Source organism: Cytobacillus citreus (assembly GCF_018343665.1).
In the GTDB taxonomy this organism is placed as follows: Bacteria; Bacillota; Bacilli; order Bacillales; family Cytobacillaceae; genus Cytobacillus; species Cytobacillus citreus.
The window spans coordinates 340,935-356,174 of record NZ_JAGYPM010000004.1; the positions used below are offsets into that span (position 1 = coordinate 340,935).

Annotated in this window: 14 protein-coding genes; 6 read left to right on the forward strand and 8 right to left on the reverse strand. The window is 36.7% G+C overall.

Features of this window, described 5'->3' with window-relative positions; translation table 11 throughout:
• The first annotated feature begins 152 nt into the window (after positions 1–152).
• Positions 153–1,994, forward strand: coding sequence for a M6 family metalloprotease domain-containing protein (locus KHA94_RS18205; RefSeq protein WP_338030818.1), 1,842 nt, complete (start codon positions 153–155; stop codon positions 1,992–1,994).
• A 260-nt stretch (positions 1,995–2,254) separates the two neighbouring features.
• On the opposite strand, the gene yunB is transcribed toward KHA94_RS18205, so the two are convergent.
• From yunB to KHA94_RS18230, 5 genes are all read right to left on the reverse strand, one after another.
• Entirely contained in the window at positions 2,255–3,022 is a 768-nt protein-coding gene (gene yunB, locus KHA94_RS18210) for a sporulation protein YunB (protein WP_213103550.1), read from the reverse strand.
• 190 nt (positions 3,023–3,212) lie between these two features.
• A complete protein-coding gene (locus tag KHA94_RS18215) occupies positions 3,213–3,380 on the reverse strand; it encodes a hypothetical protein (protein WP_213103968.1) in 168 nt (55 codons plus the stop codon).
• Positions 3,362–4,813 carry a carbon starvation CstA family protein gene (locus KHA94_RS18220; protein ID WP_213103551.1) on the reverse strand — a complete coding sequence of 484 codons (1,452 nt, stop codon included), beginning with the start codon at positions 4,811–4,813 and terminating at the stop codon, positions 3,362–3,364. The genes KHA94_RS18215 and KHA94_RS18220 overlap by 19 nt, the downstream gene beginning before the upstream one ends.
• 311 nt (positions 4,814–5,124) lie before the next feature.
• A complete protein-coding gene (locus KHA94_RS18225) occupies positions 5,125–5,856 on the reverse strand; it encodes a LytR/AlgR family response regulator transcription factor (RefSeq protein ID WP_213103552.1) in 732 nt (243 codons plus the stop codon).
• Positions 5,857–7,593, reverse strand: coding sequence for a sensor histidine kinase (locus KHA94_RS18230; RefSeq protein ID WP_213103553.1), 1,737 nt, complete (start codon positions 7,591–7,593; stop codon positions 5,857–5,859). It abuts the gene before it with no gap.
• Between the two features lie 257 nt (positions 7,594–7,850).
• Between KHA94_RS18230 and KHA94_RS18235 the strand changes: the two genes are divergently transcribed.
• The gene (locus KHA94_RS18235) at positions 7,851–8,633 is read left to right on the forward strand and encodes a MerR family transcriptional regulator (protein WP_213103554.1); all 783 of its coding nucleotides are present in this window, start codon (positions 7,851–7,853) and stop codon (positions 8,631–8,633) included.
• Positions 8,634–8,866: 233 nt separating this feature from the next.
• Positions 8,867–9,610, forward strand: a complete 744-nt coding sequence (map, locus tag KHA94_RS18240) for a type I methionyl aminopeptidase (RefSeq protein ID WP_213103555.1) — start codon at positions 8,867–8,869, stop codon at positions 9,608–9,610.
• A 315-nt stretch (positions 9,611–9,925) separates the two neighbouring features.
• Here map and KHA94_RS18245 read toward each other — a convergent pair whose 3' ends face one another.
• Entirely contained in the window at positions 9,926–10,981 is a 1,056-nt protein-coding gene (locus KHA94_RS18245; RefSeq protein ID WP_213103556.1) for a lactonase family protein, read from the reverse strand.
• 137 nt (positions 10,982–11,118) lie between these two features.
• Here KHA94_RS18245 and KHA94_RS18250 point away from each other — a divergent pair, with 137 nt between their 5' ends.
• Positions 11,119–11,880: a hypothetical protein gene (locus KHA94_RS18250; protein ID WP_213103557.1), complete on the forward strand. Its 762-nt coding sequence runs from the start codon at positions 11,119–11,121 to the stop codon at positions 11,878–11,880.
• Between the two features lie 150 nt (positions 11,881–12,030).
• Here the strand turns inward: KHA94_RS18250 and KHA94_RS18255 are convergent, their stop codons facing one another.
• A complete protein-coding gene (locus tag KHA94_RS18255) occupies positions 12,031–12,573 on the reverse strand; it encodes a GNAT family N-acetyltransferase (RefSeq protein ID WP_213103558.1) in 543 nt (180 codons plus the stop codon).
• Between the two features lie 101 nt (positions 12,574–12,674).
• Here KHA94_RS18255 and KHA94_RS18260 point away from each other — a divergent pair, with 101 nt between their 5' ends.
• Both KHA94_RS18260 and KHA94_RS18265 read left to right on the forward strand, forming a co-directional pair.
• Positions 12,675–13,598, forward strand: a complete 924-nt coding sequence (locus tag KHA94_RS18260; RefSeq protein ID WP_213103559.1) for an aminoglycoside phosphotransferase family protein — start codon at positions 12,675–12,677, stop codon at positions 13,596–13,598.
• A gap of 108 nt (positions 13,599–13,706) precedes the next feature.
• A complete protein-coding gene (locus KHA94_RS18265; protein ID WP_249365596.1) occupies positions 13,707–14,126 on the forward strand; it encodes an NUDIX hydrolase in 420 nt (139 codons plus the stop codon).
• A gap of 472 nt (positions 14,127–14,598) precedes the next feature.
• Here KHA94_RS18265 and KHA94_RS18270 read toward each other — a convergent pair whose 3' ends face one another.
• The gene (locus tag KHA94_RS18270; protein ID WP_213103560.1) at positions 14,599–15,186 is read right to left on the reverse strand and encodes a hypothetical protein; all 588 of its coding nucleotides are present in this window, start codon (positions 15,184–15,186) and stop codon (positions 14,599–14,601) included.
• Positions 15,187–15,240: the final 54 nt, after the last annotated feature.

Genomic DNA, 15,240 nt, shown 5'->3' on the forward strand with positions numbered 1-15,240 from the left:
TTGAAATTCAATTCTATATTATTTTTTAAGTAAAATGAAATAAGTCTTTTGGTATGTAAACTTTCTTTAAAAAGAGTACTAATTACTTATTCTGAAAATACAGAATATTTAGTATTATTGATTCTGAGAATAAAAATAGTTCTGAAGGAGTGGTGCATTTGTTAAAGGTTCTATCAAGTTCAGCCTTAGCTATAGCTTTAGCTGGAAGTACGATTTTTACAGGGGGAAACAATGCGGATATAACCGCCAAAGAGAAGAGTACATATAATATGGACCTAGCTCATCATGTAGGCATTGCTCCAGAGCTTGCGGAACAAGCAAAAAGATTAGGAGTTGATTTGTCAAAGGTCGATCCTGCTGAAAAAGCGGCTAAGCAAGGGAAGAAATTTCAGCAAGCAGGAAATAATCATGTTGCCTATAAAAAGGCAGAAGGAGATATTCCTGTTCTTGTCATTCTAGCAAAATATAAAGATGGTGATGAGCCAGTAGGGGATATGGAGGGGCAGGTTCCTGCTCACTATTATGAGGATTTAATATTTGGAACGGAATATAATCCATATGAGCTTGACCAGTTTAAACAATATGCAGAGTTTAATGGGGAGAAAGTTTCGACGGATCGTACAATGCAAAATGTTTATAAGGAATCTAGTAATGGAAAGGTAAATCTCGTTCGTAAAGAAAACACGGAATTTGTGTGGGTTGAATTGCCTCATGGTGCATCATACTATTTAGATCAAGAGGGCAAATATGCGGAAAGTGGCAAATATGCTATTGGAAATGAAAATGGAGACGCTCATATGGGGGAACTTGTTCGTGATTTATTGAAGGCAGCGGACGAGCAAATCGACTTTTCCCAATATGCTGAAGACGGAGAGGTTCCGAATATTTTTATCGTACATGAAGGAACAGGTGCTGAGTTCAGCAGGGATCCAGCACAAATCTGGTCCCATAAATGGAATCTATTAAGTGCTATGTACTATGGAAAGTATTATGAAACTGGGAAAACTGCAGATGTTCATGCCGGGATGAGCGAAGATGATTGGGTAAATAAAACAATTGCTGAAGAAATGATTTATGATGGCGTTATCGTAAACAACTATAATATTCAGCCAGCAATTGGCGGAAATGTTTCCGGATTTGATACTGCTACCGGAGCATACAATGACGCGAAAAAGACAGGCCCATATCCAGCCCAAACTGGGGTGTATGCACATGAATTCGGTCATGCCTTAGGATTGCCAGATTTCTACGACACAGCGTATTCATCTGAAGGAGTAGGTAACTATTCAATGATGGCAGGCGGATCGTGGATGCGCTATCCTGATAGTGCAGCCTATTCAGGTAACTCACCAACTCACTTCGATCCATTCTCGAAAATTTTCTTAGGATGGGCAAATCCAATCGAAGTAAAACCAGAAGATGGTGTTCAAGAAATTACTTTACCTTCAATTAATAAAGCATCAGCTGATAACGGAATTGTGAAAATGGAAGTTCCAGGATCAAATGGAACAGAGTATTTCTTATTTGAAAATGTCCAACAAGACGGATTTAATAAAGGATTAATTCGCCAAGGTGCAAATGCACATGGATTAGTGGCATGGCATGTCGATGAAAATATTATTAATCTCTATCAAACTGCCGGCTTCCGTCCAAACAATGTGGAAAACTGGATGAACAAGAGGTTCCAGTACAATCAGTCCGAAACTGCTAGTGATGGAACAGTTGTTACGCACTATGGCTTATCTGTCATTCAAGCAGATGGAAAATATGATCTTGAGAAAAATGCGAACCGTGGAGATGCAGGAGATTTCTTCAAAACTGGAAGCAAGTTAACACCTGTATCAAGTAATGTTCATACAGGATCCTATTATTTCTGGAAGGGCCAAAACTCAAAACCTGCTGATTCTGGAATCCATGTAACAGATATTGTTGAAAATAACGACGGTTCAATCACTGCTAAATTCTACTACAAGTCAAATCAAGGTAACAAATAATATAAAAGTAAAACCTGATTCTAAATATAGAATCAGGTTTTACTATTGAACAAGATTATTGAATGTGAATTTATCGCAGATTAACGGGCAGTAAGACCCCCACTACAAGTTTGCGAAAGAATCAAAGAAACCTAAGTGGGGGATCAACTGCCCGTAAAGGCCCATAAAATGAACACAGACTAAAAGCGCCACATCGTGTGGCAACGTCGGCACTAGCACGTCCTGTGCGTCGAAAAACCCCCACTGATGGAAGTTTCACTTTATTGCGGTGGCGGCACTACAATAGGGCTTGAGTTTTCAGAACCTGGACCGTTATAATATTGTGGAACTTTCCCAGGGAGGAATAGATCTCCAACTTTAACTTGGTTGGAAATTTCGATTGGCTCTTCCATACGAGGGATAATGACATTCATTTGAACATTCACCTTAATATAGACTTCAATATAAGTATTGTTAATGCCCGTAGAAACAATCTTTGTTTCCACATTAGGTGTGACGTCCCCAAGAATTTGTAATCTTACAGGAATCTCTGGGCCTAAATTAGATAGTAATGTCATATTTGTTGCCATCCCTAAAGGAATATGATAAACAATACCATTGGCATCCTTCGTTTTTTCAGGATCTATATTAATATCATTCTTAAAATTATCTAATTTATCTAATTCGCCAGCCTCAACTAAATCTAAATATTTCTGAATCCTTTTGACAGCCTGAGAATTGACTTTATTGACCATTTGTTGATTAAAGCTGTAGCTTGGTTCACCTGCATTTTCATGTTTTACAATGAGTTCGTTTATATCAATGCTTTCGGAGATATTTTTGTCGATTGCATCATTGATTGCTTGGACAGCAAACTGGGTCGCTTTCGTTTTAGCAATATCCATTAAAAATGGCTCTAAGTTTCTGTTAATAATGATTAAACTGAAAATGGTTAATAGTGAAAAGATCATTAATGTAATTAGAAATACATATTTGAATGGCAAAGGCCCTTTTTTGAAAGTCCATCTCCTTCTTCTCTTTTTTCGCAAATAAAACCCTCCCGTTCTGAAAGTTCTCGTTGTTTCGAATCATTGACAAATCCATCATTTTGAAAAATCGGGCTTTGTACAAATATATGTCCACAATGAGAAAATAAACATAAGCTTTTTGTCGTTATTAGAAGGGTTTTGTTGAAAGAAGCTACTCATTAAAAAAAGTACACGATTCACGTGCACTTTTTTAAATAAGAAATGCGATCATTAGTCCTCCGATTATGATGACAGCAGAAATTATTTTAACGAAAAGGGGAATGGACTCTTTCCCCTTCTCATTCACCTTATCCTCGTCTTCATTTACGATTTTCCGGTAATTAGGACTACAGCAGCCCATTATGACACCTTTTTCCATCCGGAGACATCATCTTCGAGAGGGAGATTATTCATTCTCGCCTTTTTAGCACCGATATAGAATAGGACGATAATGACAGCTGTGATGATGATTGCTCCGATATACGAAGTGTTTAACGATAAACCAAATCCAATTTTTGCATTTAAGATATAAGTCATTGTTGCCATTGTCATAAAAGTACCAGGTATCATGGCAATCCAATAATTTTTCTTTGCGATGAAAAGATACATTGCACCGACCCATAATGCGATGACAGCCGTTGATTGGTTAGCCCAAGAGAAATATCTCCAAAGGATCGTGAAATCAACTTTCGTTAAAGCGATTGAAATAGCGAATAGTGGAAGAGCAATCCATAGACGACTCGAGATTTTCTTTTGAGAAAAGTTCATATAATCAGCAATAATCATGCGTGCACTTCTGAACGCAGTATCGCCAGACGTAATTGGCAGAATGATAACTCCCAGAATAGCTAATGTTCCGCCAATGGCGCCAAGCATCATCTTAGAAGCTTCACCAACTATTCCTGCAGTTCCAATACTTGCAAGCATATCATTAAGTCCATTGTAACCATTAAAAAGGCTCATAGCTGCAGCAGCCCAAATCATCGCAATAATTCCTTCAGCAATCATCATGCCGTAGAAAATTTTACGGCCTTTTTTTTCATTTTGCGTTGTCCGAGAGATGATCGGTGTTTGTGTAGCATGGAATCCAGACAGCGCCCCACAAGAAATTGTTAAGAATAGTAATGGGAAAATAGGTGCATTATCTGGATGGAAATTCTGTAATGAAAGTTCTGGAATTGGTGCACCAGTAACCACTAAGCCACCACCAACGCCAATAGCACTTATTAATAGTAATGCACCGAAAAACGGATAGAATCTTCCGATAATTTTATCAATAGGAAGGAGTGTTGCTAAAATGTAGTAAATAAAAATAGCTGCGATAATAAGTCCTAAACCAACCTTACCGTTCAATAAATTATAAAGTAAGTCAGCAGGCGCTGTTACGAATACTGTACCAACTAATAAAAGAAGAAGAATAGCAAAGGCATTGACGACATGCTTCATCACTTTTCCAAGAAACTTACCAGCTAGCTCAGGAAGATGAGCCCCACGGTTTCGGATTGAAATCATTCCTGTTAAGTAATCATGAACTGCCCCAGCGAAAATACAGCCAAGCACGATCCAAAGGAACGCGACAGGACCGTAAAGAGCTCCCATAATCGGTCCAAAAATCGGCCCAACACCTGCGATATTTAAAAGCTGGATTAAAGAATTTTTCTTTGTATTCATTGGCAGATAGTCAACACCATCTTCATGTGTGAAAGCTGGGGTCGGTCTTCCTTCATTAACCACGAATACTTTTTCAACAAACTTGCCGTAAGTAAAGTATCCGACAATTAAAAGGGCAATACAGGCTAAAAAAGTAATCAAAAGATTCCCTCCTTATAATAAAAGATGAATGCGTTTACAAAAATTATAAAAGATTTTCAGTAATCAAGAACATTTTGTGATCAAGATGCATAAATAAGAGGTTATCATGTAGCTAGAATAGATTAAAACGCATTTAAATATTAGAAAAACTTGGCGTTCGCCAATTCCTATTTGGCGAATGCCTTAGTTTTACTTATGCGATCTTATTAGCAGATATTTAATTAAAAACACACTTTACTTTAGTACGTTAATAAACTTAAACTTTCCTAGTAGCGAAAAAAAGCATCAGAGGTCCGATGCTTAAGATCATATTAAATTTCTAGACGAACTCGTAAAGTCTTAACATAATTCCTGCTGACGGAAAGCAATTCATATCTTCCTTCTATTTCAAGCTGATAGGCACCATTGAACCAAGGGGTTAGCCTGGTAACATAATCAAGGTTTACGAGGTAACCTTTATGGATTCGAAAAAAAGAAAAAGGATTAAGTCGATTCTCAAGTTCTTTTAAAGGAGTCTTTGTTTCGAATTCTCCAGTTTTTGTAACTATTTTTGTAACTTTATCATCTCTATACATATATAAGATATATTTTGGTTCAATATAGAAGATTTCCCCATTTTCCTCCACAGCAAGCTTTCCCGATGGTTTAGCTATTTTATAATTTCTATGAGACTGCAATTTTTTTTCAATGCGATGAATCGTTTCATGAAGCAGTTCCTCATCATATGGCTTGAGCAAGTAATCGATTGCTTCATAGCGAAAGGCCTCTGCTGCAAATTGTGGAAAAGCGGTTGTGAAAATGATTAATGGATTTTTCCTTAATTCCATTAACAATTTTGCAGCTTCCATCCCATTCATTTTTGGCATTTCGACATCCAGAAAAACAACATCAGGTTGTAATTGAATAGTCTTCATAATAGAGGCGTCACCAGATTCTGCCTCGCCTACAATTTGAATAAAAGGATAGCTTTTTAATAAATGCTTAAGTTCATCTCGACTGTATCGTTCGTCATCAACAATTAAAGCTTTAATGATTTGTTCCATTTATTGTTCCTCCAAAAGTGGGATTGCAAATGTAACGGCAGTTCCTCTATGAAGTTCACTTCTCGTCTGAATAGCTGCTTCACTTCCGAACATCATAGTTAGTCTTCGGTTGACATTGTAAAGGGCAAGACCTGTTCCAGATTCCGAACCAATAATTTTTTTTCCAACTAAATTGGCTCTCTCCTGATGCATCCCCTTGCCATTGTCTTCAATCGAGACAAGAGTGCAAGTTTCCTGCTTCTTTATCAAGATTTTGATCACACAATCTTTATCCATATCCTTGATCCCATGCTTGATGGCATTTTCAATAATCGGCTGCAAGGTTAGTGGCGGAATCTTGACTAACAATGCTTCAGCATCAATATCATAGATGACCTCAAGTTTATCGACAAATCGCGTTTCTTCTATTTCAAGATAGGCTTTTACATGCTTGAGCTCTTGTTCAAGTGTTGTCATACTTAATGTTGTTCCCGCCAAGTTTTGCCGCAAAAAATGGGAGAGGGAAACAAGCAGCTTTCTTGCTTTTCCTGGATCAATACGAATCAAAGAAACAATCGTGTTTAATGTATTAAATAAAAAATGTGGACTAATTTGGGCTTGCAGTGACTTGATCTCTAATTCCTTAGCTAACTGGTATGCCTTATCAGCTTCGGCAATCTCAAGCTGATGGCTGAGGAGAACACTTAATCCTGTTATTAATTCTTTTACAAAAGGAGTCACTTCCTTTTCAGAATGAAAATAAAACTTTAATGTTCCGATTGTTACACCTCGTTGTTTCAAAGGAGCAATGACTGCCGCACCAAGAGGGCAGTTATAACTTTGGCAATGGATCGTTTCGTCATTAGCTATAGTAATTTTTCCCTCTCTAATCGCATCTTTCGTTATTTGAGTTTGAATGGAAATATTAGCACGATGATGATCATCACCAACACCTACATGAGCTAATATATCACTCAGATTTGTCATGGCAACGGCACTAGTTTGTATTTCTTTGTGAAGGATTCTGCAGACTGCCTCTGCAGAATAGTTGGTCATGCCTTTCCGAAGATAAACGAGTGTTTGATCTGCGATGCGAAGTATTTTTTGTGCTTGGAATGCTACAGCTTTTTCTTCTTCGTTCACTACATTTTTTATAATCAGAAGGAAGAGCGCTGAGCCTAGGCCATTTGCGATAATCATAGGCACACCAATCATTTCAACTAGTGATAGTGCTTTATCAAAGGGACGGGAAACTAATAAGATAATGAGCATCTGAATGCCTTCTGCAACAGCTCCAATTAGGAAGGCAGATGAAAGCTTTACATGCTTATTTTTTCGATAAAAAGCCCCAGCAATAACTCCGGCAATTATTGAAGCGGAACCGCATGAAATGGCCGTAAATCCCCCCAGTGTAAACCGATGAATTCCGGCAATTAAGCCTGCTCCTATTCCGATTTTATAGCCACCAAGAAGTCCAGCAATTACAACCCCAATAACTCTAGAATTTGCAAGAGCCTCATCGGATGCAAGACCAGAAGCCCATCGATTGAATTGTAGGGTTTCTGTACTAAAAGCTAGACCAGAATAAGTGCCGATAATTCCAAAAAAGCCAAAGAAAAGGATGGCTTTATACTGCTGCTGCCGATTTAATTGTTCTTGGTAAATCATATCTCTAAAGAACCGCAGCCGTGTTAGGATAAAAGCAATCGTCACAATAATTCCTAGACGTTCTAGCATCGTAAAGAGCAATTCAAACATATGATTTCTCCTTTAGCTAGTAATTGTTTCATCTATTTTAAAATAAAAACATAAAAAATAATATAAATTTAGATTATTCAAACTATTTTTAAAGAGAAAAAACTGCCTTAATGGCTGCAATTCTTAACGATCGAATGTAACTCACTTATAGAAAAAATTAATTTCAATTTTTAAATTTAATTGTTGCACCTACAGTGACGTTAGGGACTATGATCGAACTATAAAGAAAACTTTCAATTTAGCTAGGAGGAACTGATATGAATGAGAAGAAAACATTTTTAATTGGGGAATTCTCTGAAAAGACAGGTACTTCAGTGAGGACATTGCATTATTATGATGAAATTGGCCTTCTTAAACCAGATAAGGATCCAAGCTCAGGTCACCGGCATTATTCAGATAAGGATGTATTAACATTGCAAAAAATTGTTAGCTTGAAATTCCTAGGTTATAGTCTGGAGCAAATTAAAGGAATGATCCATGAGTCCAGTTATGATGTTAGCTTAAATGAATCATTGCAAATCCAAAAGAAGGCTTTAGAGGAGGAGAAACTTCATATTGAAGCGGCGCTTACATCCATTAATCGAACTATTAAGCTGCTTGAAGAAGAAGGAGAAGTGGATAGTGCGATCCTAATGAGTTTAATCAATACGGTTCAAACAGAAAGAAACATGCGTGAATGGCTTGAGCAGCGGACTACTAAAGATGTAGTCAATTATTTATATAATAAATCAGAAGATGATGTATTGGCATTGGACAAGGAATATATTCATTTATCAAAAAAGGTTAAGGAATTAGTCGGCTTGCCATTCGGAGATCCGCAGGTACAGGAGCTAATTGATCAATATACGAAAGCTACTCTTGATTTTATTGGAGAGGAAGCAATGCACGCTTTGGCAGAAATGGATTTGAGTGAAGCGGATAAGCTGCAAGAGATGGTGCCTTCTCCATTTACAAAGGAAGAAGAGGACTGGTTAAATCAGGCAATGGAATATTATATGGTTCAAAACGGTATGGTTGATCCACAGGATAATCAAGAATAAGATTCATTTTAATAGAGTTGCCAAGGCAGCTCTATTTTTTTGCAAATAGGAATGTTAAAATTAATAAACGAACAGAAGCGAAATTGCCATTTCGATAAGGTAACAACGATAAAGATCGCATAAGAAATGTAGAATTCCACGAAAGGACTTGACGTTCGCAAAGTTTTTCTTAAGTTACTCTAAAATAGAATATAATAAGAAAAGAAAACAACTAGTGAAGGGACAGGAAAGAAATGATTGTTAAAAATGAAGAAGAATTGTTAGCTCTTAAAGAGATTGGGAAGATTGTTGCTTCCATACGTGATGAATTAATTGCGCGAACAAAACCAGGTGTGACAACGAAGGAACTGGATGATTATGCTGGTGAGCTTTTTGAAAAATATGGAGCGATTTCTGGTCCAAAGGGAGAGTATGACTTTCCGGGATACACTTGTATTAGTGTCAATGAGGAAGTTGCCCATGGAATCCCAGGAAGCCGTGTAATCAAGGAAGGCGACCTTGTCAATATTGATGTATCTGGCTCCAAAAACGGCTACTTTGCAGACACAGGTCTGTCCATCGTAGTTGGTAATAGTGATCAAAAGCTCATTGAACTTTGTGAGACGGTACAAAAGGCTTTTGAAGAGGGCTTGAAAAAAATAAAAGCAGGTTCAAAACTAAGCATGATTGGAAAAGTAGTCAACAGAACGGCTAATCAGCATGGCTATACGGTAATAAAAAATCTAACTGGTCATGGAATTGGAAGATCCCTTCATGAGAAGCCTGATCATATTTTAAATTACTTTGAACCATGGGATTCTCAGCTATTAAGGGAAGGAATGGTTATTGCATTTGAACCATTTATTTCAACAGGAGCGGAACACGTAATCGAACTCGATGATGGCTGGACATTCGTTACCCCAGACAAGAGCCTTGTTGCTCAATGCGAGCATACTATTGTCGTTACAAAGGGAGAACCGATTATTATTACGCTGTAATATGGATTGAACAGTTCATGGATTACTGTAAAAAAATTTTAAACTCACTGTTTGTAGCGAGAATTTCTCCTATAAACAGTGAGTTTTTTTGGTTAAAAGAATTGTTTAGAATATGCAAAAAAACTCGCAGCAACAGACTGCAACAATTGAGGAAATTAGCTCATCCATTGTTACATATGGCTAATGATATGGAGGATATAATAAATAATTATAAACTGCCTTGATTGGTTTCCATTGATCATCATGTAGGGGTTCAAAGTCGATACCCCTACTGATTGATTATAACGAAGACTTTGTGTCGATTCGTTCTGATTGTTAGTCGGTGATAAATTTTATACATACTGGTTCTGAAACAAAGATATTTGATTGTAATAAAGTAAGTTTTCCTGACATTTCATTCCTCAAAAATAGGACGAGATTATTTGATTTTTGATTAGATGCAACGATAAACTTTTCAGTAGGATCAAGTACAAAGTCTCTCGGCCAATGCCCTTCTGTAGAAGTATGTTCAATGAATTGAAGCTCTCCTGTTTCCGAATGAACACTAAACACAGCAATGCTGTCATGTCCGCGATTTCCTGCATAGATAAAACGCCCATCAGAAGAAATATGAATAGCGCTACCTTGGTTGTTCTCTTTAAAGTTTTCTGGAAGAGTTGAAACAATTTGAATCTGAGTAAATTCCCCGTTGTTTGAATCGTATTGTGACACGATAATTTCTGAGCTAAATTCAGTCATGATATATGCATATTTTCCGTTTGGGTGGAATACAAGATGTCTTGGTCCACTGCCTGGTTTGACAGAAAGGCTATTCTTTTCAGTTAACTCTCCCCGATGAACTGTATAAGTAAAAATTTTATCGATTCCCAGATCAACAGCTATTACATATTTCTCATCAGGAGTAATGCCAGCATAATGGGTATGAGCTTTTTCCTGTCTTTCGTCAGGTCCTGATCCTATATGCTCGATAACAGATGTGGGCGAATAAACAGAACCGTTATCAGTATTAAGTAAATAAGATTCTACCGTGCCCTTATGGTAATTTGCGCTAAAGAGAGTGCTGTTATCACGATGAACACTTACATGACAAGGAGGGGCACCTTCAGAAACATTTTGGTTCAATGCTTGCAGCTCAGCGGATTCAGGATTAATTTTAAATGCAACTACCCCGCCAGATGAGCCTTCCTTTATTATTGAATACAGAAACTGATGATCCTCACTAATAGCTAAATACGTTGGATTATCAAGCTTCGCGGCTAATTTTACCTCAGAAAGCTGCCCCTTTTCACCATCTAAAATAAAGGAATAAATACCTTCACTTTTCTCATTTGTATATGTACCGACATATCCAATATATTTATTGTTTTTCATTTTTTTATGACCTCCGTTTTATTCCTTAACTCTATCACAAAAATTCTAATGGCAAAATGACCTTCGTTTCTCAAAAAAGGATTATAATTAACGGAGATAGAATAATCCATACCTAAGGTCTACGAGAGGATGGTTACATGTTAGCACCAGAATATATTCTCTCCATATGGAGAAAATTTGATGATTTTCCTATGGAGACTTTAACTAAAGCTTGGTTCCACAATAAGACAAATAGTAAAAAGCAAAGAGATGTATCCCTTATGAAGGAGCATCGAATCCAGTATAGAATTTCGGGGAATTGCTTTGACCTCGCTATTTGGCTGCTGGATGAATTTAAGAAGGATGGGATTGAAGCTTATCCAATTGGTCATAACATCCATTCAGAAAGTGCACATGCGGCAGTCATTGCATTAGACGAACAGGGGAGACGCTATTTATGTGACTTAGGAGATCAGTGGTTAAATCCTATATTAATTGATCAACAACGTAAAGACTTCTCAGGTGAAAAGTATAGCGGATTCTTTCCAGCTGCATTAGTTCAAGTGAATGTAGAAGGTGTTCACTTAGAGGTGAACTATCATCGACCTAATGGGAAAATTTCTAACCAAATCTATAATACAGAACCAATAGATAAGAATTTATTCTTAAAAGCTGCTGAATTTTCACAAAATCAAATCGATCCGAGACCCCTTTTGGAAGTTAGAACACCTTATAAAAATGAAATTGCCCATTGGGAATTCTACAATTGGGAGAGCTTTTTAAGTACTACGGAAGGAATTTTTAAAGATCAGCCATTGAAAACTATTGAGGATTGGGCGGAAAGAATAAATTTGAAAACGGGATTTGATAAGCAATTTCTCATAGAGGCATTAGAATTCTACAAAAATATGTCAAGATAAAGCGAGAAATGAAATTGCATTTTTTTGTCAAATTATTGCCGGAAATGTGGATGCTTATATCATCTATGAATGAGATTTCGTTTGTTATTATTGGACAAGTACAAGGTTCGATCTCCTAAGTAGATGATCGAACCTCGTACTAAAATATGGTTATAATTTTCTTCTATACTCTATCAGCCAGCAATCACGATACTCACCCTCATGAAGCTCATTCTTAGGGAGAAGTTTTACTTTTCTGAAGCCGCATTTTTCGTAGCATTTAAGGGCTCTTTCATTACGAACTTGCGGATCCATCACAACTAAGCCTGCGTGTTTTTCTATTATCAAATATTCAACCATTGAATGTACTAGTATTGTTCCGATTCCTTTATTCCAATAGGCAGGTTCACCAATGAATTGATCAATCCCATAAATTACTTCTGTGTTTTTAGGATATCCATACGTTTCCCTAGTTTCATCATCCAGCTCATAATATTGGATATATCCTATATCTACGCCTTCAAATTCAATAATACAGCCATTGACATCATCATTTGGATTATAAAATGCCGTATTTACCTTTTCTAAATCAAACGGATTATCTCTGCCTTCATAAAATTCCAGTACTCTTGGGTCGGACAGCCATTTCGCTAGTAAATAGTTGTCTTTTTTCTCCAATTTTCTTACATTTAACCTACCATTATTAAATAACATTCAGAGCACCTCAAATTTAATGTTTATTAAGATTTCGTTTATTGTGATGAATTATCCTTTAAGGAAAACATTTTTCAGCTAAAAAGCAACGGAGGGATGATATGGTTTTTATAGAGCATTTGCGAGAAAGGATTCCCTTTCTTAATGCTTCAACAGATATTCATGAGATTCATAAAGGTTTTTCAAAAGACAAGAAGTATATCGTTCATTTTGAACATGGAGAAAGTTGTATTCTAAGGATAGCAGATATCGAACATTATGAGAGAAAAAAAGCAGAGTTTGAACGAATTACCGAGCTGCAAACATTTGATGTGAAGACATCGCATCCCATTGAAATAGGCCGAGTTGATGAATTAGGGATATGCTATTATGTGCTTTCTTATATTGAGGGCGAGGATGCACGAGATTTATTGCCATCATATAGCAGCAAAGAACAATATGAAATTGGTCTTGAGGCAGGAAAGGATTTAGCCAAAATTCATTTGGTTAAGGCATCACCGCTTTATGATCCTTGGTACGACAGGATTATGAAAAAGTATACAAATTATGTGGAGGCTTATCATTCTTGTGGAATAAAGATAGAAGGTGATAGCAAAATCATTGATTTTATAGCAAAAAATAAACGGTACTTGAAAAATCGCCCTAACTGCTTTCAGCATGATGATTTTCATATAGGTAATATTATCGTGAAGGATAAGCAATACGCGGGTGTAATCGACTTCAACAGGTTTGGTTGGGGGGACCCCATTCATGACTTTCTTAAAATAGGCTTATTCAGTAAAGAGGTCAGCATTCCTTTTTCAAATGGTCAGGTTATCGGCTACTTTGATAACAATATACCTGAAGAGTTTTGGAGTCTGTATTCAATCTATTTGGGAATGAATGTCTTTTCATCTGTTGTCTGGACTAAAAAAGTTGTCCCTGAAAAGCTGGATGAAATGATCGATCGCTTATATTGCATTTTGGAAGATCATAAATACTTTGAAAATATTAAGCCTTCTTGGTATAAAGAGGAAACCTATTAAAATATTTATATTAGATCGAAGAAAGGATAGATCACACTGAAAAGTAGCATATATGTTAATTGGGGAGGGCAAAGTGTAAAGCTTACATGGTGCCCGAGGAAAATAATTTTGGATACGAGCTTAGTAACAAGCGTCCACGGCTATTGTTTTCACAAAGGCAAGATTCTATTAGTCCATGTGAAAGGTAGAGGATTTAATAATCCTGGTGGACATATTGAAATAGGAGAAACACCTGAAGAGGCTTTTCACAGAGAAGCACTTGAGGAAGGCTATGTTGAAGGGAAAATAAGCTATTTAGGAGCCATTGAAGTAAGCCATGAAGAAAACCTATTATTTGATCCAAATGGGAAATATCCAAAAATAGGTTATCAGCTCTACTATAGGATGGACATTGAAAAATGCCTCCCATTTGAGCGTGAAAATGAAACAATATCCCGTATTTGGGTGGAACCAGAAGAAATTCCCTACATAATAGATGATCATCGGCTTTCAGTAATCATTCTTGAGGAAGCTATAATGAAAGATTAAATAATGAAGCCCATGTGTATGCGTGCCCATTTCTATTTTTGGATCACGGTAACGAAAGGTCTTTCAATGAGCCCGATAAGTTTAAAATATCAAGTTAACGGTAACATAGAGGCTATCAATTAGCCCGATAAGATTCAAATTTCAAGATCACGGTAACAAAGAGACTATCAATGAGCCCGATAAGATTCAAATTTCAAGATCACGGTAACATAGAGGCTATCAATGAGCCCGATAAGATTCAAATTTCAAGAACACAGTAACATAGAGGCTATCAATGAGCCCAATAAGATTCAAATTTCAAGATTACGGTAACAAAGAAGCAATCAATGAGCCCGATAAGTTTAAAATATCAGGTTCACGGTAACAAAGAGGCATTCACTGTTCCCGTTATGCTTCTAATTACAGCACAAGAGGTATTTTAAATATATAAAGTATAACTTTTTTCGAGTATGAGATTGACCTAATTATGCTGCTAATCGCTCACATATTCCTTCACTTCAACGGCATATAGACTATTAGGCAAATACAAAATTTCTAGCTGCTTCCCTCTTAAATTCGATTCAAAAAAGCCTTCGTGTATCTGGAGATTGTGAGCATCAATCGTTTTGTTTTTAAAGACTAATTCAAATACATAGGCAGGGCCGGTATCTGGGTCATCGTATTCTACTTGATCTGGTATACCTACGATTCTTTCAAATCTTTGATTCTCGTAAGCTTCCTTATCTTTATGTAGCAACATAGAGGTATTGATAAAATGAACTCCGGCACTCAAAAATATAATGGTAAAAAAGAGAGAAGCGATAATACCAAAAATGTTTCGAGTTGAGGTGACAATTAACAAAAACACGGCGGCAAAGCAAAATGAAATGCAAGTGCCACAATATGTATTAATCATTTCATGTAAAATGAATTGCTCCTTGACCAACATAGAAGCAAGCCATAATAATATTGCGAGGACAAAAAATACTGCACATAATGCAACTAAAATAATAAAGAAACGCTCTTGAATCTGTTTGAATTTCCCTTGTTCAGGCTTATTCTGTAATTTTTTCTTTTTCATTGTCCTCTCCTTTCATTCCTTCACTCTTATACACCTTCTCTAAATACGTTTAAA

Bases quoted from the DNA above. Each gene is read 5' to 3' on its own strand.
- map (WP_213103555.1), top strand. From the start codon at position 8,867: ATGATTGTTAAAAATGAAGAAGAATTGTTAGCTCTTAAAGAGATTGGG.
- KHA94_RS18230 (WP_213103553.1), bottom strand. From the start codon at position 7,593: ATGTTTGAATTGCTCTTTACGATGCTAGAACGTCTAGGAATTATTGTG.
- KHA94_RS18260 (WP_213103559.1), top strand. From the start codon at position 12,675: ATGGTTTTTATAGAGCATTTGCGAGAAAGGATTCCCTTTCTTAATGCT.
- KHA94_RS18255 (WP_213103558.1), bottom strand. From the start codon at position 12,573: ATGTTATTTAATAATGGTAGGTTAAATGTAAGAAAATTGGAGAAAAAA.
- KHA94_RS18250 (WP_213103557.1), top strand. From the start codon at position 11,119: ATGTTAGCACCAGAATATATTCTCTCCATATGGAGAAAATTTGATGAT.
- KHA94_RS18235 (WP_213103554.1), top strand. From the start codon at position 7,851: ATGAATGAGAAGAAAACATTTTTAATTGGGGAATTCTCTGAAAAGACA.
- KHA94_RS18215 (WP_213103968.1), bottom strand. From the start codon at position 3,380: ATGGAAAAAGGTGTCATAATGGGCTGCTGTAGTCCTAATTACCGGAAA.
- KHA94_RS18245 (WP_213103556.1), bottom strand. From the start codon at position 10,981: ATGAAAAACAATAAATATATTGGATATGTCGGTACATATACAAATGAG.
- KHA94_RS18225 (WP_213103552.1), bottom strand. From the start codon at position 5,856: ATGGAACAAATCATTAAAGCTTTAATTGTTGATGACGAACGATACAGT.
- KHA94_RS18270 (WP_213103560.1), bottom strand. From the start codon at position 15,186: ATGAAAAAGAAAAAATTACAGAATAAGCCTGAACAAGGGAAATTCAAA.